Origin of the sequence: Streptomyces doebereineriae, assembly GCF_031845645.1 — a bacterium.
Lineage (GTDB): Bacteria > Actinomycetota > Actinomycetes > Streptomycetales > Streptomycetaceae > Streptomyces > Streptomyces canus.
The window spans coordinates 42,131-61,289 of sequence record NZ_JAVREZ010000022.1 but is presented as its reverse complement, the minus strand read 5'-3'; the positions used below and the strand labels follow the sequence as shown (position 1 = coordinate 61,289).

Below are 19,159 nucleotides of genomic sequence, written 5' to 3'. Positions count from 1 at the left end.
GGGGGACCCGAGGGGGCGGCGGGAGGTCAGGTCGCCACCACCCCCTCGGGGCGTCACTTGACCCGGCCGTACCAGACGCTCTTCGTCCAGATCTTCTGCAGCCTCACCACGTCCCCGGTCTTCGGGGCGTGCCAGATCTTTCCCTTCCCGGCGTAGATGCCGACGTGGTAGACGCTCGAACCCGAGTGGAAGAACACCAGGTCGCCGGCCTTACGGCTGCCGGCGCCGATGTGGCGGGTCTTGTTGTACTGCTGGGCCGCCGTACGAGGGAGCTTCTTGCCCGCCTTCTTGAACGAGTACAGCGTGAGCCCTGAGCAGTCGAAGCGGCGGGGCCCCGTGGCGCCGTACTTGTACGGCGAGCCCTTCTTGGAAGCCGCGACCTTGAGTGCCTTCGTCGCCGGCGTCGCGGCGGCGGCGTCGGCTGCGACACCCGGGACCACGACGGAGCCGCCCACGGCGGCGATGGCGAAGGCCGAGGCCGTACCGGCCCGGACCATCAGCGACGGGACACGATTGAGCGCAGTCATGCGCAACCCTTCGTCAGCCGCCTGTGAAGGATGACCTGTCGGATTCGGGCTGGCGAAGTTGCCCGGCCGCTGACGCGGCTTCACCCCAAGGGCTGCTCGGCCCGGTCATGGCGTGACCGTTCCGGCGACCCGTCGTGCCTGGGTCCTCCACTCCTGCCGATCCACTTCTGTCGACCGGTCATCCGGGCGGCGGCAGGACTCGGCGTCCGCCCGGACCGCCCCGCCGCTGCGGCGGGGGCTTGTCGTCAGTCAGGGATCTTGGCGCACGGATGTCCCAAAAACCCAACGGAACCGGGGGTTTGTGTTGTTACTCACCACTCACCCGTTCGGGTGGACACGTCTTCGAACGAAGGGGTGTCGAGGGCCCCGAAGGCCCCCGGACCAGCACAGGAACTCCTCATTCCGCTCCCGTACTACGCGCGTTGTGCAACTCCGGGGGTCCTGAAAAAGGAGCCGCGCCTCCTGCAAATGGTGGTACGTCGTTTGGTCCGTTTCAAAGGCCCTCCGGACGTCCCGTCAGACCGCGGGACGCCCGGAAATGCTGTCGGTGCGTCAATTGCCGGATTCGGGGGGCACGGTGACCCGGGACGTGCGCCGCTCTCCGTCCAGAACCCGAAGAGCTCGTGCCAGCGTCGCGGCGTGCAGCTCGCGCTCACCACGGCCGTGCATCAGCACGAGCGCGTCGCGCAGCTCGGTCGCCCTGCTCACCAGCGCCTGCGCCGCGCGCAGTCCGCCATAGGTGTCCTCGCGCCGGGCCGGGTTGATCCGGCCCAGCAGGTCGACCACGTCGAGATAACGGTCGATCAGCTCGCCCTCGGCGCGTGTGAGCGCGGGCAGCGGTGGAAGGTCCGGCACCATCTACGGCTCACCTCGCGTCCGGCGTGGTGCGCGAGGACTTGCGGCTCGGGACGATCGCGTCCGCGAGGCCGTAGTCCAGGGCGCCCTGCGCGTCCAGGATCTTGTCCCGCTCGATGTCCACGCTCACCTGCTCGGCGCTGCGCCCGGTGTGCCGGACGAGCATCTCCTCCAGGCAGGCCCGCACCCGGGTCAGTTCGTCGGCCTGGATGGCCAGATCGCTGGCCTGCCCCTGCACCGGCTCGCTCAGCGCGGGCTGGTGGATCACCACCCGCGCGCCCGGCAGCACGGAACGCTTGCCGGGGGTGCCGGCGGCCAGCAGCACGGCCGCGGAGGAACCGGCCTGCCCGAGGCACGTCGTCTCCACGTCACAACTGACGTACTGCATCGTGTCGTAGAGCGCCGACATCGCGCTGAACGAGCCGCCGGGGGAGTTGATGTACAGCGAGATGTCCCGGTCCGGGTCCTGGTACTCGAGGTACATGAACTGCGCCATCAGATCGTTCGCCGAGATGTCGTCGATCCGGGTCCCGAGGAAGACGATCCGCTCCTCCAGCAGCTTCGAGTACGGATCCATCGTCTTCTGCCCGGAACTCGTGCGCTCGTGGAATTCCGGCAGCACGTAACGGGCGGTCGGTCGGGTCATGGCGTACCCCTCCTCGCGGCAGGCTGTCTGTAAAAAATGTACAGGACGTACGTGACGTTATGATGGGGGTATGGCCTACGAGATTCCGGTGACGCAAGCCAGGGCTGAACTCGCCGACCTGATCAACCGGGTGGTGTACGGCGGTGAGCGCGTCGTCGTCACGCGGCATGGAAAGCCGCTGGTCGCCCTGGTCTCCGCGGCCGACCTCGAACAGCTGGAGGGGCTCCAGGAGCCCGTCGAGGAGCAGGTGGTCAGCGCGGTCTCGACCGTGCGGGAGGTCGCGTCCGCTCCCCGCGAACAGCAGCGGTTCGGTATCGCGGCGCATCACCGGGGGACCGGCGCCTCGTAGCGACGCGGGCGCGGAAGAGCGGGGTCGGTCAGCCGACGGAGGTGAGTTCGCGCTGGGTGGCAGGCGTGGTGCCCTTCGCCCGCGCCTTCAGTGCGTTCCCGAGGATCACGGCGCCCAGGCCCAGCGCCGCCCACCAGGTGAGGGTCAGGACGGGCCCGACCGCCGCGGCCCCGTCGAAGAACGACACCGAGCGCAGCAGGGCCGCGCTCGCGCCCGGGGGCAGCCACTGGCCGATCGTGCCGACAGGGTCGGGCAGCAGCTGCGGGGCCGTGGCGGCACCCGAGAACGGGTTGCCGAGGAACATCACCAGGAACGCGACCACGCCGATCCCCGCGGGACCGACGAGGGCGGCGAGTCCCGCCACGGCCGCGCTCACCGCCAGGCTCGACAGCGCGAACGTCCCGGCCTCCGCCCACCAGTTCCCGGTCAGGACGCCGAGCCAGCTGTGGGCCAGTGCGGCCGCCAGGACGCCCACCAGCCCGGCGCTGACGACCAGCGCGGTCACCGCGCGGAATCCGCGCAGCCCGAGAAACGTCACCATGGCGCCCGCGATGATCCCGGCGAGGGTCAGCGGCAGCACGGAGCTGTTCAGAGCCGCCCCCCTCGGGTCGGACGCCGGGGCGGGGACGACGTCCACCGTCCTCACCTCGGCGCCGCTCGCGACGGCCTGCCGGCCCACGGCCTGCTGGAGGAGCTGGGCCACGACCGGGCTCGCGGCCGACGCCGTGAGGAGCTCCGGGCCCTGCGCGGTCACGACGACCGCGCCGTATACGGTCCGGTCCTCGATCGCCGCCCGCGCGGCCGCCTCGTCGGCGTAGTGATGGATCTCGAACGCTCCCTCGTGCTGCCGCAGCTGCTTCTCCGTCTGCGCGGTCGCGGCGGCCGGCCCGGCCACGCCGAGCGGCAGGTCGCGAGGGGCGGTGCGGGCGGCGGGCCAGGCGAAGGCCCACAGTGCCAGGGCGGCGAGCAGCGGCACGAGGACGACGACCGCGATCGTGCGACGGGTGGACATGAGGGTCCTCTCCGGAACCTGGTGGTCCCGTTAAAAAGAAGGATCGTTCGTTTTGGCTTCGGTCCACACCGTCCCGCCGTTGCCGCGCCTTGTCAAGAAGGAATGTTCGTTTTAGTTTGTCGCCATGGCTCGCGTATCCCAGGCACACCTCGACGCCCGGCGCCGGCAGATCCTCGACGGCGCCGCGGTCTGCTTCGCCCGCAACGGCTTCCACGCCACGTCCATGCAGGACGTCCTGAAGGAGGTCGACCTCTCGGCCGGGGCCGTGTACCGCTACTTCAGCGGCAAGGAGGAGCTCATCGGCGCGATCGTCGGGGAGGTGCTCGGACAGGTCCACGAGGGGTTCGAGGAGGCGACCCGCAGCAGCCCGCCCCCGCCTCCGGACCTCCTGGTGGCGTCCGTGCTCAGCCGCGTCCTCGCCACCAAGGAGTCCCTGACCGTGGACGGGCGGCCGGCGTTCCCGCGGCTGGTGGTCCAGGTGTGGACCGAGACCCTCCGCAACGACGAGCTCGCGGCCCTCCTGCGCGAGGGCTACGGCGCCGTGCGCGAGACCTGGACGCGGATCGTCGGGGCGTATCAGGAGGCCGGAATCATGCGGCCGGACGTGGCCCCGGAGGACGTGGCGCGCACGATGATGGCGGCCGCGATGGGCTTCCTCGCCCAGCAGGCCCTGTTCGGACCGACGCCCGCCAAGGCCCTGGGGGACGGTCTACGGGCGTTGATGAGTATGCGGGATCACAGCTTGGTTAACGTGCCTGAAACCGGATCCAACTAGCCTGCGGATCCACGCCACCAGGGACTTTGCCCCGGGGCTGCGGCAGCCGGACCCCGCACGGTCCGGAGCGAGGACTGTGAGGTGGGACGTGCAACTGACCCCGCACGAGCAAGAGAGGCTGCTGATCCATGTGGCGGCCGACGTGGCCGAAAAGCGCCGGGCCCGCGGGCTCAGGCTCAACCACCCCGAGGCGGTCGCCCTCATCACGTCGCACATCCTCGAAGGCGCGCGTGACGGCCGTACCGTCGCCGAGCTCATGGCCTCCGGGCGCAAGCTGCTCACCCGGGACGACGTCATGGAGGGCATCCCCGAGATGATCCATGACGTCCAGGTCGAGGCGACCTTCCCGGACGGCACCAAGCTCGTCACCGTCCACGACCCGATCGTCTGAGGGGCCCCGATGATTCCCGGAGAGATCCTCTTCGCCGACGGGCCGATCGCCTACAACGAGGGCCGCGAGGTCACCCGGCTGACCGTCCTCAACGCCGCCGACCGTCCTGTCCAGGTCGGTTCCCACTACCACTTCGCCGAGGCCAACCCGGGCCTGGAGTTCGACCACGGCGCCGCGCGCGGCAAGCGGCTGAACGTCGCCGCCGGCACCGCCGTGCGCTTCGAGCCCGGCATCCCTGCCGAGGTGGAACTCGTCCCGCTCACCGGCGCCCGCGTGGTGCCGGGGCTGCGCGGGGAGACCGGAGGTGCCCTCGATGCCTGAGATCTCTCGTGCCGCCTACGCCGACCTGTTCGGCCCGACCACCGGCGACCGCATCCGGCTCGCCGACACCGAGCTGCTGATCGAGGTCGAGGAGGATCGTTCCGGCGGTCCCGGACTCGCCGGTGACGAGGCCGTGTTCGGCGGCGGCAAGGTCATCCGCGAGTCGATGGGCCAGTCGCGTGCCACGCGCGCGGAAGGCACCCCGGACACCGTCATCACGGGTGCGGTCGTCGTCGACCACTGGGGTGTGGTGAAGGCCGACGTCGGCATCCGCGACGGCCGGATCACCGGCATCGGCAAGGCGGGCAACCCCGACACCATGGACGGGGTCCACCCGGACCTGGTGATCGGCCCGGAGACCGAGATCATCGCGGGCAACGGCCGGATCCTGACCGCAGGCGCCATCGACGCGCACGTCCACTTCATCTGCCCGCAGATCGCCGACGAGGCGCTGGCGTCCGGGGTGACCACCCTGGTCGGCGGCGGCACCGGCCCCGCCGAGGGCTCCAAGGCCACCACCGTCACCCCCGGCCCTTGGCACCTCGCCCGGATGCTGGAGGCGATGGAGCAGTACCCGCTCAACATCGGCTTCCTCGGCAAGGGCAACACCGTCTCGCACGAGGCGATGCTGTCGCAGATCCGCGGGGGCGCCCTCGGCCTGAAGCTGCACGAGGACTGGGGATCGACCCCCGCCGTCATCGACGCCTCGCTGACCGTCGCCGAGCGGACCGGCATCCAGGTCGCCATCCACACGGACACCCTCAACGAGGCCGGTTTCGTGGGCGACACACTCGCCGCGATCGCCGGGCGGGGCATCCACGCCTACCACACCGAGGGCGCGGGCGGCGGGCACGCTCCGGACATCATGACCGTGGTCTCCCAGCCGCACGTGCTGCCCAGCTCGACGAACCCCACCCGCCCCTTCACCGTCAACACCGCCGAGGAACACCTCGACATGCTGATGGTGTGCCACCACCTCAACGCGGCGGTGCCCGAGGACCTGGCCTTCGCCGAGTCCCGCATCCGGCCCACGACCATCGGCGCCGAGGACATCCTGCACGACCTGGGCGCCATCTCGATCATCTCCTCCGACGCCCAGGCCATGGGGCGGGTGGGTGAGGTCATCATGCGGACCTGGCAGACCGCGCACGTCATGAAGCGGCGCCGGGGTGCGCTGCCTGGGGACGGGCGCGCCGACAACCATCGCGTACGGCGCTATGTCGCCAAGTACACGATCAACCCCGCCGTCGCTCAGGGGCTCGCTCACGAGGTGGGCTCGGTGGAGACGGGCAAGCTGGCCGACCTGGTGCTGTGGGAGCCCGCGTTCTTCGGCGTCAAGCCGCATCTGGTGATCAAGGGCGGGCAGATCGCCTACGCTCAGATGGGCGACGCGAACGCTTCGATTCCGACCCCGCAGCCGATCCTTCCCCGGCCGATGTACGGGGCGATCGGGCGGGCTCCCGCGTCCAACTCCTTCAACTTCGTGGCGCCCCTCGCCATCGAGGACGGGCTGCCGGAGCGGCTCCAGCTCGGGAAGCGGTTCGTGGCCATCGAGTCGACGCGCGGGGTCACCAAGGCCGACATGCGGGAGAACGACGCGCGGCCCGACGTACGGGTCGACCCCGACAGCTTCGCCGTACACATCGACGGGGAACTGGTGGAGGCCACGCCGGCAGCCGAACTGCCCATGGCCCAGCGTTACTTCCTCTTCTGATGTCCAGGGCTGCACTTCTGGTCCTGGCCGACGGCCGGTTCCCCGCCGGAGGACACGCACACTCCGGCGGGGCCGAGGCGGCCGTCAAGGCGGGGCGGATCACCGGGGCGGAGAGTCTGGAGTCCTTCTGCCGGGGGCGGCTGCACACGACGGGGCTGGTGTCGGCCGCGCTGGCCGCGGCGGCCGTGCTCGGCGTGTCTCCCTCGGAGCTGGACGCGGCCGCGGACGCGCGTACGCCGTCGCCCGCACTGCGGGTCGCCGCGCGGAAGCTGGGGCGGCAGCTGATGCGGGCCGCCCGGGCGACCTGGCCGTCCGCTGAACTCGACGCGGTGGCACGGGAGTTCCCCAAGGGTGCCCACCAGCCCGTCGTGCTGGGGCTGACCGCTCGGGCGGCGGGCCTCGAGGCCGTGGACGCGGCGTACTGCGCGGCGTACGAGAGCGTGAGCGGGCCGGCGTCGGCGACGGTGAGGCTGCTGAGTCTCGATCCCTTCGATGCGACGGGTGCACTGGCCCGGCTGGCACCGGAGTTGGACCGCGTCGCGGACCAGGCGGTGGAAGCCGCTCGCAGAGCCGTCGACGAGGGGGCCGACGCGTTGCCCGCGGCCTCGGCACCACTGCTGGAGATCGGGGCGGAGCTACACGCGGCATGGCCAGTACGCCTGTTCGCGTCATAGAGGGCTGACGAGACCCACTGCTTTCAGGGGCGCGGGGAACTGCGCGACCAGCCCCCACGCACCCGCACCCGACCACGAACCCCCTAGGAGCCGCACATGCACCTCGACCATCCCCATGACGGCCCCGCCGCAGTGAGCGCCGACGCCCACCGCCCGGACGGCTCCCACCGAGCCCTGCGTATCGGCTTGGGCGGCCCCGTCGGCTCCGGCAAGACCGCCACCGTCGCCGCCCTCTGCCGTGCCCTGCGCGACGAACTGTCCCTCGCCGTCGTCACCAACGACATCTACACCCGTGAGGACGCAGAGTTCCTGCTGAGGGAAGCCGTGCTGCCGCCCGAGCGGATCACCGCGGTGGAGACCGGCGCCTGTCCGCACACCGCGATCCGGGACGACATCTCCGCCAACCTCGAAGCCGTCGAGGACCTGGAGGACGAGGTCGGCCCCCTTGACCTCATCCTCGTGGAGAGCGGCGGCGACAACCTCACCGCCACCTTCTCCAAGGGGCTCGTCGACGCGCAGATCTTCGTCATCGACGTGGCGGGAGGAGACGACATCCCGAGGAAGGGCGGCCCCGGCGTCACCACCGCCGACCTGCTCATCGTCAACAAGACCGACCTGGCCCCGTACGTCGGCTCCGACCTCGCGCGGATGGCCGCCGACGCCAAGGCCCAGCGGGCCGAACTACCGGTCGTCCTCCAGTCGCTGCGCAGCGAGGCCGGCGTCACGGACGTCGCCGACTGGGTCCGGGCACAACTCGCCGCGTGGACGGCATGACCCCGCCCGGGGCCGGGGTACGCGCCACCGCGCGGATCGTCGCGCGGGACGACGGGCGCGGCGGTACGGCCCTGCCCGTGCTGGAGAGCGACGGGCCGCTGGCGCTGCGGCGGACCCGGGGGAGCGGTGCCGAGACGCGGGTCATGCTCGTCGGCGCGATGAGCGGACCCCTCGGCGGCGACCACTTCACCGTGGAGGCCGACATCCGGGAAGGCGCGCGACTGCGCCTCGGATCGGCCGCGGCCACCATCGCCCTGCCGGGGCAGACCAAGGGCGAGGCCCGCTACGACGTCCGGCTCACCGTCGCCGACGGGGGCGAACTTCACTGGCTGCCCGAGCAGTTGATCTCCGCCGGTGGCAGCGATCTGTGTGTGACCACGCGGATCGACCTCGGGGCGACGAGTCGGCTCGTGCTGCGCGAGGAGCAGGTCCTCGGGCGGGCGGGGGAGGAGCCCGGGAGGCTCAGCAGCCGGCTCGTGCTGCGTGTCGTGGGACGCACCGTGCTCGATCAGGAGCTGGCCTGCGGGCCCGGGGCGCCGGGTGGCTGGGACGGGCCGGCCGTGCTCGCGGGACATCGAGCCGTCGGTCAACTTCTCGTCGTACGACCGGAGTTCGCCGAGGAGCCGGTGACGGCACAGGTGCTCGGCCAGGGCGCCATCGTCGTACCGTTGGCAGGTCCCGCCGCGCTCGTCACCGCCGTGGCCCCGGACGCCCTGCTGCTGCGCCGGGTGCTGGACGAGGCGCTGGCGGCCCTTAACGCCTAGTCCGCCCAGCGAACGACCCCTTCCGTTTATCGGATTGGCAAAGAAGAGGCGCATCCCCTGTTCACAGAGTCTCCATAGCCAGGAGGATCCCCGTACGAATCGAAACGACGTACGGGGAGGGATCCCTCTTGAGGGAGACGAGACCGAAGTGGCGGACGACCGCACTCGGTTCGGCCGGAGTGCTCATCACGGCCACACTCATATCCGGTGCCGTCGCGGCACCCGCGTCCGGCGCCAACACGCAGGCCGGCGCGAGCCGGCACGGACAGGACCGTGCGTCCATCGGTGCCGCGATCGCCGCCGCCCGTGCTGCGAAGGCCGGGATCGACTGGGCCGACTGCCCCGCCGACTGGGGGATCGCGAAGCCCGTGCAGTGCGGCTGGGTCAGCGTGCCGCTGGACTACACCAAGCCGAACGGCAAGCAGATCAAGCTCGCCGTCGACCACATCGGCAACACCGGCACCACGGCGGAGCGTCAGGGCGCCCTCGTCTACAACCCGGGCGGACCCGGTGGCTCCGGCATGCGCTTCCCGCTCCGCGTCACGACCAAGAACCCGATCTGGGCCAACGCGGCCAAGGCGTACGACTTCGTGGGCTTCGACCCGCGCGGTGTCGGCCACTCCGCGCCCATCTCCTGCATGGACCCGCAGGAGTTCGTGAAGGCGCCCAAGATGGACCCGGTGCCGGACTCCGAGGCCGACAAGCGCGCCCAGCGCAAGCTGGCCCGTGAGTACGCCGAGGGCTGCGCCGAGCGCACCGGCAAGGCGATGCTCGCGCAGATGACCACGCCCAACACCGTGCGCGACCTGGACGTCATCCGCGCCGCACTCGGCGAGAAGAAGCTCAACTACCTGGGCGTCTCCTACGGCACCTACATCGGCGCCGTCTACGGCACGATGTACCCAGGTCACGTCCGCCGCATGGTCGTCGACAGCGTCGTCAACCCGTCCCGGCAGAAGATCTGGTACGAGGCCAACCTCGACCAGGACATCGCCTTCGAGGGCCGCTGGAAGGACTGGGAGGACTGGGTCGCCGCCAACGACGCCGCCTTCCACCTCGGCACCACCCGGGCCGCGGTCGAGGCGAAGTGGCTCGAACTGCGCGCCACCGCCAAGAAGAACCCCATCGGCGGGGTCGTCGGCCCGGCCGAACTGATCGGCTTCTTCCAGAGCGCCCCGTACTACGACTCCTCGTGGGTGCCGGTCGCGACGGTGTTCAGCAAGTACGTCGCCGGTGACACCCAGGCGCTCGTCGACGCGGCCGCGCCGGACCTGTCGGACACCGCGGGCAACATCTCCTCGGAGAACGGCAACGCCGTCTACACGGCCGTCGAGTGCACCGACGCCAAGTGGCCCACCAGCTGGACGAAGTGGGACCAGGACAACACCGCGCTCAACAAGAAGTACCCGTTCATGACCTGGGCCAACGCCTGGCTGAACCTGCCGTGCGCCACCTGGCCGGTCAAGCAGCAGACCCCGGTCGAGGTCCGCACCGGCAAGGGCCTGCCGGGCGTGCTCATCGTGCAGTCCGAGCGTGACGCGGCCACCCCGTACGAGGGCGGCGTCGAACTGCACAAGCGCTTCAAGGGCTCCCGCCTGATCACCGAGAAGGACGCGGGCTCCCACGGCGTGACCGGTCTGGTCAACCCGTGCATCAACCCGCGGGTCGACGCCTACCTGCTCACCGGCAAGCTGGACAAGGCCGACGTGACGTGCACCCCGCACGCCACGCCCAAGCCGTAGCACGTACCACGGGACAAGGCGGCCGGAGCCACCGGCCGCCTTTTCTCATGCGCCGATTCTCATGCGCCGAGCGAGTCGAGATACGCGTCCTCCGCCGCGTAGTCGAAGAGGTCGCCGTAGGTCTGGAACATTTTCGGGTACGCCTCCCGCCAGTCCTTGCCGGCCAGCTGCCGCTCGATCCAGGCGACGGTCTCCGGCAGCCGGTCCGCGTACCGCGCCACCACTGGTCGGTACCCCAACTCCCGTTCGGCGGCGGACATGTCGAAGACGACCGGCACCGGCACCGACCACGGCGTGTCCCCCACGGTCGGCGAGGGCGGTGGACCGTCGATCAGCACGCTCTCCGTCTCGACGCCCATCACCGAGTCGATCGCGGCGGCGATCTCCGCCACCGTCGGGGCGTCCGGGTCCACGGCGTTCAGGGCCCTGCTGCCGGGCTTCGCGGCGGCCAGCCGGACGAGTTCGGCGATGTTGTGGACGTTCGCCGGGTGAAAGCGGCTCATGCCACCGTACGGCAGGAGCCGCCGAGGCCGGCCGTCCAGGTTGCGTTTGACGAAGTACAGCTCGCGCGGGGTCTGGCAGTGCGGTCCGTGGATCGCTCCGGCACGCAGCAGTGTCGTGGGCAACCGGTCGCCCGCGGCGAGGAGTTCACCCTCCAGGCCGGCCTTGCGGGTGCTGTAGGAGGCCTCGCCGGGCGCGATCGTCCGCTGGTCCTCCGTCGCCCGCACCGGGAACTCGGGGAAGCCCTCCGGCTCGCCCTGGGTGTCGAAGCTGCGGCCCTTGTCGTCCTCGTACACCGACACGCTGGAGATCACCACCGCCGAGCCCACCCGGTCGGCCAGCGACACCAACTGCCCTGCGTGTGCGGGTCCGTAGGCGACCATGTCCACCAGGACCTCGCAGCCGTCGCCCACCGCGGCGGCCAGGGCCGAGTCGTCCGCCCGGTCGGCCCGCGCGGTACGCACCTGCGCGGGCCAGCTCTCGTCCCGTCCGCCGCCCCGGGAGACGGCCGTCACCTCCCAGCCGTCCCGGGCCAGCGCGCCCACGGCCACCCGCCCGATCTGTCCCGTCGCTCCGATCACCACAGCACGTCGTGTCATGCGGCGACCGTACGGCGGTCAACTCCGGTTCCTCCAGGGGGTTCTGCCGACGGCAGACCTCAGCTCAGCGGAATCCGGGGGAACTTGCGCTCCTTCTCCCGGCGCGCGGCGGTCTCCTCCGCCTTCACCACGGCCGCGTACTGGTCGACGTACTCCTGGTCGGACAGCTTGAGGATGGCGTACATGATCTCGTCGGTGATGGCCCGCAGGATCGCCTTCTCGTTCTCCATCCCGGCGTAGCGGGAGAAGTCCAACGGCTTGCCGAAGCGGATCACCACCGGGTGAACGTTGGGGATGACCTTGCCGGGCGGCTGCGCCTCGAAGGTGCCGATCATCGCGCAGGGGATCACCGGCACCTGGGCCTTGAGCGCCATCACCGCGACGCCGACCTTGCCCTTGTAGAGGCGGCCGTCGTGGGAGCGGGTGCCCTCCGGGTAGATGCCGAGCAGTTCGTCCTTGCGCAGTACGCCGAGACCCTCGCGGATGGCGGCCTGGCCTGCTTCCTTGCCGGAGCGGTCGACCGGGATCTGCCCGGCGCTGCGGAAGAAGAAGGCAGTCAGCCGGCCCTTGATGCCGGGGCCGGTGAAGTACTCGGCCTTCGCCAGGAAGGTGATGCGCCGCTTGAGCACCGCGGGCATCAGGAAGTGGTCGGAGAAGGACAGGTGATTGCCGGCGACGATGGCCGCACCTGACTCCGGGATGTGCTCAAGACCCTCAATTCGGGGCCGGAAGACCAGTCTCAGCAACGGCCCCAACAGCACGTATTTGAGCAGGTAGTAGAACAAGAGGGGGCGCTCCTCGGTCGGGCGGACGGCTCAACTCCGCGTTCTGGCTGGTCAACCGGCGTGAGGCGGGGCTGTCAGTGTAGGCGCAGGGCACGACGGCCGGAACAGTGCCGAACGCCGGACCAGCTTGGTGCCGGCGGGCGGAGCGCGGCAACCCGACCAGGAGCTGTGGCGTGAACCGCGGGGGTGGTCGGCCAACGGGCCGCTCTTGATTCCCGAGCGGGATCCTGTCGCGTTCAAAGCCGTACGATGACCAGCGCCGTGTCGTCCGTGGCGCCGCCGGGCGGGAGCAGCTCCAGCAGAACCGCGTCCGCGAGGGTCTCGGGGTCCTCCTCGCGGTGCCGGGCGAGGGAGTCGGCGAGCCGGGCGAGCCCGGTGTCGATGTCCTCGCGGCGCCGCTCCACCAGGCCGTCGGTGTACAGAGCGAGGGTGGCGCCGCTGGTGAAGGTGGTCGCGGCCTGCACCCGGGGCATCGGGTCGGGAAAGGCGTCGAGCGGTGGGTCGGTCGCCTTGTCCAGACACTCCACCCGGCCGTCGGGGTGCACCAGCATCGGCGGTGGATGCCCGGCGCTGCTGTAGGTGAGGGTGCCGTGGTCGAGGTCGATGAACGTGGTGACCGCGGTCGCCGACTCGGCGCCGTCCACGACGTGGGCGTACCGGCCCAGCACGTCCAGGGCCTCGGCCGGGCCCCCGGCCACCCGGGAGGCCGCGCTCAGGGCGCTGCGCAGCTGGCCCATCACCCCGGCGGCCGAAAGCCCGTGGCCCACCACGTCACCGACCGAGACACCGACGCGGTGGCCGCCCACCAGGTCGACGAGGTCGTACCAGTCCCCGCACACGTTCAGCGTGCCGACCGCGGGCCGGTAGCGCACGGCGGCCCTGTGGTGCAACGTCTGCCGGCCGGCGGGCAGCATGGCCTCCTGGAGCGTCAGCGCGACCTCGCGGTCACGGGCGTGAGCCGTCCGCAACCGTTCGTTGACCTCCTGGAGTTCACGGGCGCGGGTGTACAGCTCGGCCTCCAGGACCCGGTTCCGGTCGGCGCTCGGGCCGCCGCGGGCCCGGATCAGCTCGGTGACCTCCTCGACCCGGTGCACGAGCAGCTCGACCTTGCCGTCCGTGCCGAGGAGGGGGGCGTTGCAGGGGCTCCAGTACCGCTCCTCCCATTCCCCCGGCCGATCGGGTGCCTCGACGTCGTACCTCTGAAGGGCCATGGAGTCGCGCTCTCCGGTCTCCAGTACTCGGCGCAGGGAGGCGGCCAGATTGCGCATACCGGTCGCCGCGGGGTCGTTCGGGTTGTCCGGGAAGACGTCGAAGAGATAGCGGCCCACGATCTCCTCGCGCCGGCGCCCGGCCATGCGCAGGAACTCCTCGTTGACGTCGGCGTACACCAGGTCGGGCGTGAGCAGCGCGACCATGCCGGGCAGCGCCTGGAACACGGCCGAGTAGTCGATGGCGTCGGTGTCGCCGGGTCTGTCGCTCATGGCTGCCGCCTCACCGCCTGGATCGCACCATTTTCCCACGGTATGCACGGGTCGGGAGTTAGTCCGGTGGTTCCTCGAGGGACTGCTCGGCCCAGATGATCTTCCCTTCGGGCGCGAACCGGGTGCCCCAGCGCCGGGCGAACTGGGAGACCAGCAGCAGCCCCCGGCCGCCCTCGTCGGTGGTGCGCGGGTGGCGCAGATGGGGCGCCGTGGCGCCGCTGTCGAACACCTCGCAGACCAGGGACCGCCCCCGGATCAGCCGGAGCCGGATCGGGCCGACCGCGTACCGGATGGCGTTGGTGACGAGTTCGCTGACGACCAGTTCCGTGGTGAAGGCGAACTCCTCCAGGCCCCAGTCCGTCAGCTGCCGGGACGCCGTCTTGCGGGCCTCGGCGACCAGTGACGGGTCGACGGGCACGTCCCAGTCCGCGACCTGGTCGGGCCCCAGTAGCCGGGTGCGGGCCATGAGCAGGGCCACGTCGTCGTGCGGCCGGTCGGGGGCCAGGGCGTCGACCACGGCCCGGCAGCGCAGGTCGAGCGTGGGCGCGGACCTCTCCAGAGCCTGGCGCAGCCGGTCCCGGCCCGCGTCCACGGCCCACTCCTCGCCGTGGGCGAGCAGCCCGTCGGTGTGCAGTGCGAGCGTGCTGCCCGCCGCCAGGGCCATCTCGACCGACTCGAAGGGGGGACCGCCGACGCCGAGCGACGGCCCCTGCGGAAGGTCCACGAAGGCGACCGTGCCGTCGGGAAGGATCACGGCGGGCGCGGGATGGCCGGCGGCGGCCATCGTGCACTGCCCGTCGACCGGGTCGTAGACGACGTACACACATCCGGAGCCCTGGGCGCTGTCGGTGTCCTCCGTCCCCGGCCCCACACCCTCCTCGCGCGCCGCCCGGGCGACCAGGTCGTCGAGGTGACCCAGCACCTCCTCGGGCGGCAGATCCAGCGCCGCCAGCGTCCGTACGGCGGTCCGCAGCCGGCCCATCGAGGCGGCGGCGCCGATGCCGTGCCCGGGCACCTCGCCGACCACGAGGGCGACCCGCGCGCCGGAGAGCTGGATGAGGTCGTACCAGTCGCCGCCCAGGCCCGTCAGCTCGTCGGCGGGCCGGTAGCAGGCGCTCACCTCCACGGCGTCCTGCTCGGACAGCCGGTGGGGGAGCAGACTGCGTTGCAGGACCAGCGCGGCCTCGCGCTCGCGGGTGTAACGCCGGGCGTTGTCCACGCAGACGGCCGCCCGCGAGACGAGATCCTCGGCGAGGTTCAGGTCGTCCGCGTCGAAGGGTTCCTGGCGGCGCCGGCGGAAGAAGGTCGTGACGCCCAGGGTGACGCCCCGGGCGCGGATCGGCACCACCAGCACGCTGTGCAGGCCCAGATCCAGAAAGGTGGCCTGCCGCCCGCCGGGGATGTCGGTCGCCCACTCCGCGGCCAGCGGGTCCAGGCGCGCCTCCCGCCAGGGCTCGCCCGAGTCGAGACAGCGCAGCGGGGGCGACCCGGGCCGGTAGGCGGCCACGTCACCGACCTCGACGACGGCCTCCGGAACACCGTCGTTCACCGACTGCTGCCCGGACCGCAGCAGCGGCACGTGCGTGGTGGGCTCCGCTCCCCGCAGCACCGACTCCAGCAGGTCCACGGTGACGTAGTCGGCCAGCGCGGGTACGGCCACGTCGGCCAGCTCCTGCGCGGTGCGCCGGATGTCCAGGCTGCGGCCGATGTACTCGCCGGCCCGGTCGAGCAGGGCGAGGCGCTGCCGGGCCCGGTGCCGCTCGGTGATGTCGACGACCGTGTAGTAGACGCCGATCGGGTGCCCCCGGTCGTCGTCGATCCGGGTGAACGACATCGTGTGCGCGGTCTCGCGGTGCGGGGCGGAGCGGACCCGGCCGACGTGTTCGTACTCCACGACCGGTTCACCGGTCTCCAGTACGCGCCGCATCTGCGCCTCTATCGCCTCGGAGTCCAGGCCAGGCTGGATCTCCGCGAACCGCAGTCCCAGCCGTTGCTGGGCCGGGGCGCTGCCGAACTGTTCCAGGGCCGGGTTGGACCACACACAGCGCAGGTCCGTGTCCACGATCGCGATGCCGATGGGCGAGCGGGTGACCATCTGTTCCAGTACCTGGCGGCTCATGTCCCAGCCGGGAGCCTCCGCCATCTCGGACAGCAGCACCAGCCAGCGTTCCGCGTTGTCGGAGTCGTCGGCCACCGTGATCCGGACCATGACCGGGACCGGTCGGCCGTGTCTGTGCAGGGCGGTCAGCAGCCCCGCCCAGCTGCCGTCGGTCCGGCAGCGCGCCGTGATCTCCGGCAGTCGGCGGGCGTCCTCGGGGGCGAGAAGGGCTGCGACGCTCTGTCCCACGGCTTCGGTGGCGGGGTAGTCCAGCAGGCGCTCGGCGTCCTTGGTCCAGCCGGTCACCGTGCCGTGGGCGTCGAGCAGCAGGGGCGCGGCATCGGCCACGTCGAACCGGTGCCGCGCGGTGTCGTGCTCCTCCTGAGCGCCCACGGCCGACCTCTCTGTCGCTGAGAGTGGTCTATCACCTCTTCGCATCATCTTCACCCGGTACGTCGGGAGTGTGCCTCCCCTGCGTAGGTCAGCGACTGAGTACCTTTTCCAGTACTCCCAGTGCCGATTGCAGTTCCTCCGCCGTGATCGTCAGTGGCGGTGCCAGCCTGATCGTCGAGCCGTGGGTGTCCTTGACCAGGACGCCCTCGCCCATCAGCAGCTTGCTCACCTCGCGCCCCGTGCCGAGGGACGGGTCGATGTCGACACCGGCCCACAGACCCCGCGCACGGAAGCCGACGACCCCCTTGCCGACCAGGTCCGCCAGGCCGTCCCGCAGGACGGTGCCCAGCTCGGCCGCCCGGCGCTGGAACTCGCCCGTTTCCAGGAGTTCGACCACCGCCGTGCCCACCGCCGCCGCCAGCGGGTTGCCGCCGAACGTCGAGCCGTGTTCGCCCGGGCGCAGTACGGCGAGGACGTCACGGCGGGCGACCACTGCCGAGACCGGGACGATGCCGCCGCCCAGTGCCTTGCCCAGGAGCAGGACGTCGGGGACGACTCCCTCGTGCTCCACGGCGAGGGTGCGGCCCGTGCGGCCGAGACCCGACTGGATCTCGTCCGCGATGAAGAGGCAGCCCGTGCGGCGGGTCAACTCGCGGACGCCGGTCAGGTAGCCGTCGTCCGGGATGACCACGCCCGCCTCGCCCTGGATGGGCTCGAGGAGCACCGCGGCCGTGGTCTCGTCGACCGCCGCCTCCAGCGCCGCCAGGTCGTTGTACGGCACGATCCGGAAGCCCGGCGTGAAGGGGCCGAAGCCCGCCCTGGCCGTCTCGTCCGTGGAGAACGACACGATCGTCGTCGTACGGCCGTGGAAGTTCTCCGCCGCCACCACGATCGTGGCCCGGTCGGCCGGGACGCCCTTGACCTCGTACGCCCACTTGCGTGCCACCTTGATGCCGCTCTCCACCGCCTCCGCGCCGGTGTTCATCGGCAGCACCATGTCCAGGCCCGTCAGCTCGGCCAGGCGCTCCGCGAACTCGGCGAGCCGGTCGTTGTGGAAGGCCCTGGACGTCAGCGTCAGCCGGTCCAGCTGCTGGTGCGCCGCCTCGATCAGCGCCGGGTGGCGGTGGCCGAAGTTGAGGGCGGAGTAGCCGGCCAGCATGTCGAGGTAGCGGCGGCCCTCCACGTCCTGCACCCAGGTGCCCTCGGCACGGGCGACGACCACGGGCAGCGGGTGGTAGTTGTGCGCGAGGACCGGCTCCTCGGCACGGATGAGATCGGCGGAGGAACGCGTGCTTACGGGTGCGGTCATGAGCGGATCTCCTGGGTGCAGCACTTGATGCCGCCGCCGGCCTTGTGGAACTCGGAGAGGTCGACGGGGACGGGGACATAGCCGTGGTCGTCGAGGCGCACGGCGAGGGCCTCGGCCTGCGGGGCGATGAAGACGTGCCGGCCGTCGGACACGGAGTTCAGGCCGAACGCCATCGCGTCGTCACGGGTCGCGAGCACCGCGTCCGGGTACAGCCGTGCGAGTACCTCGCGACTGCCCGGCGAAAAGGCCTCCGGGTAATACACGATGTTGGCGTCGTCGAGAACGAACAGCGCGGTGTCCAGGTGGTAGAAGTGCGGGTCCACCAGCGTCAGGCTGATCACCGGGTGGCCGAAGAACTCCTGCACCTCGCGGTGCGCGTCCCGGGCGGTGCGGAACCCGGTTCCGGCCAGCACGTACCGGCCCGTCCAGACGAGGTCGCCCTCGCCCTCGCAGACGGCGGCGGGGCGGTGGACGTCGTAGCCCGCCGTCTTGAACCACAGGTCGTAGTGCGTGGACTCGGGGCGCCGCTGGGGCGCGTGGAAGAGGGAGCCGAAGACGCGGCCGCCGACGACGACCGCCGAGTTCGCGGCGAAGACCATGTCCGGGAGACCGGGGACCGGTTCCACGGCCGCGACGTCGTGACCGTGGGCCTCATAGGCGCGGATCAGCGTCCGCCACTGCTCCTGCGCCAGGTCCACGTCGACATGGGTGTCGGGATGCATCCAGGGATTGATCGCGTACTGCACGGCGAAGTGTCTGGGTTCGCAGACGAGGAAACGCCGTCGGCGCGGCACACGGGAGTCGGTCACAGAGGGGTTCCTCCGCTTCCTGCGGTGTCGACTGAGGGTTGACACCAAGGTAGAAAACGAGTGGCAGGCCCGACAAGCAACAAGAATTGCGTGTCTGTGCAGGAATGCTGCGTGTTCCTCCGGTGAAACGCACGGTTGGTGCGTTTAGCGGCTACGCCTCCGGTGCAGGCTGGGTCGCACCCGCCTCGGGGCTTTCCGGGAGGAGATGGGACAGCACCATCACGCTGATCGTCTTCCGGATGAACGGCTCCACGCGAATGCGTTCCAGCACCTCCTCGAAGTGCTCCACGTCCCTCGCCCGTACATGGAGCAGGGCGTCAGCGCCGCCGGTCACCGTCATCGCCGCGGTGATCTCCGGATGGTTGCGGACCACCTCCGCGAGCCGCCGCGGCGGGGCCGCGCCCTCGCAGTACACCTCGACGTACGCCTCCGTACGCCAGCCCAGCGCCGACGGCTCCACCGTGGCCGTGAACCCGGTGATGACCCCGGTCTCGCGCAGCCGGTCGACCCGCCGCTTCACCGCCGTGGACGACAGCCCGATCGCCGAACCGATCTCCGCGAAGGACGTCCGCGCGTTCGCCATCAGCGCGGTGATGATCTTCCGGTCCAGCTCGTCGAAGGCGACGGTCCTGCTGCTCAT

20 protein-coding genes and 1 riboswitch are annotated in these 19,159 nt (G+C 71.0%); of the genes, 9 read left to right on the top strand and 11 right to left on the bottom strand.

What is annotated here, in order from left to right; genetic code table 11:
- Positions 1-53 precede the first annotated feature (53 nt).
- From RNB18_RS41900 to RNB18_RS41890, 3 genes are all read right to left on the bottom strand, one after another.
- Entirely contained in the window at positions 54-527 is a 474-nt protein-coding gene (locus tag RNB18_RS41900; protein WP_057610604.1) for a C40 family peptidase, read from the bottom strand.
- A 3-nt stretch (positions 528-530) separates the two neighbouring features.
- Positions 531-664, bottom strand: a riboswitch (cyclic di-AMP (ydaO/yuaA leader).
- A 415-nt stretch (positions 665-1,079) separates the two neighbouring features.
- Positions 1,080-1,385 (bottom strand): hypothetical protein, encoded by a 306-nt coding sequence (locus RNB18_RS41895; protein WP_311719358.1) that lies wholly within the window; start codon positions 1,383-1,385, stop codon positions 1,080-1,082.
- A gap of 7 nt (positions 1,386-1,392) precedes the next feature.
- Complete coding sequence (locus tag RNB18_RS41890) at positions 1,393-2,028, bottom strand: ATP-dependent Clp protease proteolytic subunit (RefSeq protein WP_311719357.1); 636 nt, start codon at positions 2,026-2,028, stop codon at positions 1,393-1,395.
- A gap of 70 nt (positions 2,029-2,098) precedes the next feature.
- On the opposite strand from RNB18_RS41890, the gene RNB18_RS41885 reads away from it, so the two are divergent.
- Positions 2,099-2,377 (top strand): type II toxin-antitoxin system Phd/YefM family antitoxin, encoded by a 279-nt coding sequence (locus RNB18_RS41885; RefSeq protein WP_311719355.1) that lies wholly within the window; start codon positions 2,099-2,101, stop codon positions 2,375-2,377.
- Positions 2,378-2,405: 28 nt separating this feature from the next.
- Here RNB18_RS41885 and RNB18_RS41880 read toward each other — a convergent pair whose 3' ends face one another.
- Complete coding sequence (locus RNB18_RS41880; protein ID WP_311719354.1) at positions 2,406-3,389, bottom strand: ABC transporter permease; 984 nt, start codon at positions 3,387-3,389, stop codon at positions 2,406-2,408.
- 124 nt (positions 3,390-3,513) lie between these two features.
- Between RNB18_RS41880 and RNB18_RS41875 the strand changes: the two genes are divergently transcribed.
- The 8 genes from RNB18_RS41875 to RNB18_RS41840 all read left to right on the top strand — a co-directional run bounded on the left by RNB18_RS41875 (position 3,514) and on the right by RNB18_RS41840 (position 10,544).
- Positions 3,514-4,164 (top strand): TetR/AcrR family transcriptional regulator, encoded by a 651-nt coding sequence (locus RNB18_RS41875; protein ID WP_311719353.1) that lies wholly within the window; start codon positions 3,514-3,516, stop codon positions 4,162-4,164.
- Between the two features lie 88 nt (positions 4,165-4,252).
- Entirely contained in the window at positions 4,253-4,555 is a 303-nt protein-coding gene (locus RNB18_RS41870) for an urease subunit gamma (RefSeq protein ID WP_037782101.1), read from the top strand.
- Between the two features lie 9 nt (positions 4,556-4,564).
- On the top strand, positions 4,565-4,876 hold the full coding sequence (locus tag RNB18_RS41865; RefSeq protein WP_311719350.1) for an urease subunit beta: 312 nt from the start codon (positions 4,565-4,567) through the stop codon (positions 4,874-4,876).
- Positions 4,869-6,590, top strand: a complete 1,722-nt coding sequence (locus RNB18_RS41860; RefSeq protein WP_311719348.1) for an urease subunit alpha — start codon at positions 4,869-4,871, stop codon at positions 6,588-6,590. Before RNB18_RS41865 ends, RNB18_RS41860 begins: the two co-directional genes overlap by 8 nt.
- Positions 6,590-7,264, top strand: a complete 675-nt coding sequence (locus RNB18_RS41855; RefSeq protein WP_311719347.1) for an urease accessory protein UreF — start codon at positions 6,590-6,592, stop codon at positions 7,262-7,264. Before RNB18_RS41860 ends, RNB18_RS41855 begins: the two co-directional genes overlap by 1 nt.
- A 96-nt stretch (positions 7,265-7,360) precedes the next feature.
- Positions 7,361-8,038, top strand: coding sequence for an urease accessory protein UreG (ureG, locus tag RNB18_RS41850; RefSeq protein WP_311719345.1), 678 nt, complete (start codon positions 7,361-7,363; stop codon positions 8,036-8,038).
- On the top strand, positions 8,035-8,802 hold the full coding sequence (locus RNB18_RS41845) for an urease accessory protein UreD (protein WP_311719461.1): 768 nt from the start codon (positions 8,035-8,037) through the stop codon (positions 8,800-8,802). Before ureG ends, RNB18_RS41845 begins: the two co-directional genes overlap by 4 nt.
- A gap of 128 nt (positions 8,803-8,930) precedes the next feature.
- Positions 8,931-10,544 carry an alpha/beta hydrolase gene (locus RNB18_RS41840; protein ID WP_311719344.1) on the top strand — a complete coding sequence of 538 codons (1,614 nt, stop codon included), beginning with the start codon at positions 8,931-8,933 and terminating at the stop codon, positions 10,542-10,544.
- 59 nt (positions 10,545-10,603) lie between these two features.
- Here RNB18_RS41840 and RNB18_RS41835 read toward each other — a convergent pair whose 3' ends face one another.
- From RNB18_RS41835 to RNB18_RS41805, 7 genes are all read right to left on the bottom strand, one after another.
- Entirely contained in the window at positions 10,604-11,629 is a 1,026-nt protein-coding gene (locus tag RNB18_RS41835; RefSeq protein WP_394817762.1) for an NAD-dependent epimerase/dehydratase family protein, read from the bottom strand.
- A gap of 74 nt (positions 11,630-11,703) precedes the next feature.
- Positions 11,704-12,429, bottom strand: coding sequence for a lysophospholipid acyltransferase family protein (locus tag RNB18_RS41830; RefSeq protein WP_266524594.1), 726 nt, complete (start codon positions 12,427-12,429; stop codon positions 11,704-11,706).
- Positions 12,430-12,665: 236 nt separating this feature from the next.
- Positions 12,666-13,910: a PP2C family protein-serine/threonine phosphatase gene (locus RNB18_RS41825; protein WP_311719342.1), complete on the bottom strand. Its 1,245-nt coding sequence runs from the start codon at positions 13,908-13,910 to the stop codon at positions 12,666-12,668.
- Between the two features lie 58 nt (positions 13,911-13,968).
- The gene (locus RNB18_RS41820; protein WP_311719340.1) at positions 13,969-16,401 is read right to left on the bottom strand and encodes a SpoIIE family protein phosphatase; all 2,433 of its coding nucleotides are present in this window, start codon (positions 16,399-16,401) and stop codon (positions 13,969-13,971) included.
- 88 nt (positions 16,402-16,489) lie between these two features.
- Positions 16,490-17,710, bottom strand: coding sequence for an ornithine--oxo-acid transaminase (gene rocD, locus RNB18_RS41815; RefSeq protein WP_311719339.1), 1,221 nt, complete (start codon positions 17,708-17,710; stop codon positions 16,490-16,492).
- The gene (gene ddaH / locus RNB18_RS41810) at positions 17,707-18,519 is read right to left on the bottom strand and encodes a dimethylargininase (RefSeq protein ID WP_311719338.1); all 813 of its coding nucleotides are present in this window, start codon (positions 18,517-18,519) and stop codon (positions 17,707-17,709) included. The genes rocD and ddaH overlap by 4 nt, the downstream gene beginning before the upstream one ends.
- Positions 18,520-18,670: 151 nt before the next feature.
- Positions 18,671-19,159, bottom strand: coding sequence for an Lrp/AsnC family transcriptional regulator (locus RNB18_RS41805; RefSeq protein WP_311719337.1), 489 nt, complete (start codon positions 19,157-19,159; stop codon positions 18,671-18,673).

Coding starts and splice junctions, on each gene's coding strand:
- RNB18_RS41845 (WP_311719461.1), top strand. CDS start 8,035: ATGACCCCGCCCGGGGCCGGGGTACGCGCCACCGCGCGGATCGTCGCG.
- RNB18_RS41825 (WP_311719342.1), bottom strand. CDS start 13,910: ATGAGCGACAGACCCGGCGACACCGACGCCATCGACTACTCGGCCGTG.
- RNB18_RS41890 (WP_311719357.1), bottom strand. CDS start 2,028: ATGACCCGACCGACCGCCCGTTACGTGCTGCCGGAATTCCACGAGCGC.
- RNB18_RS41900 (WP_057610604.1), bottom strand. CDS start 527: ATGACTGCGCTCAATCGTGTCCCGTCGCTGATGGTCCGGGCCGGTACG.
- RNB18_RS41855 (WP_311719347.1), top strand. CDS start 6,590: ATGTCCAGGGCTGCACTTCTGGTCCTGGCCGACGGCCGGTTCCCCGCC.
- RNB18_RS41875 (WP_311719353.1), top strand. CDS start 3,514: ATGGCTCGCGTATCCCAGGCACACCTCGACGCCCGGCGCCGGCAGATC.
- ureG (WP_311719345.1), top strand. CDS start 7,361: ATGCACCTCGACCATCCCCATGACGGCCCCGCCGCAGTGAGCGCCGAC.
- RNB18_RS41895 (WP_311719358.1), bottom strand. CDS start 1,385: ATGGTGCCGGACCTTCCACCGCTGCCCGCGCTCACACGCGCCGAGGGC.
- RNB18_RS41805 (WP_311719337.1), bottom strand. CDS start 19,159: ATGAGCAGCAGGACCGTCGCCTTCGACGAGCTGGACCGGAAGATCATC.
- RNB18_RS41865 (WP_311719350.1), top strand. CDS start 4,565: ATGATTCCCGGAGAGATCCTCTTCGCCGACGGGCCGATCGCCTACAAC.
- rocD (WP_311719339.1), bottom strand. CDS start 17,710: ATGACCGCACCCGTAAGCACGCGTTCCTCCGCCGATCTCATCCGTGCC.
- RNB18_RS41885 (WP_311719355.1), top strand. CDS start 2,099: ATGGCCTACGAGATTCCGGTGACGCAAGCCAGGGCTGAACTCGCCGAC.
- RNB18_RS41880 (WP_311719354.1), bottom strand. CDS start 3,389: ATGTCCACCCGTCGCACGATCGCGGTCGTCGTCCTCGTGCCGCTGCTC.
- RNB18_RS41860 (WP_311719348.1), top strand. CDS start 4,869: ATGCCTGAGATCTCTCGTGCCGCCTACGCCGACCTGTTCGGCCCGACC.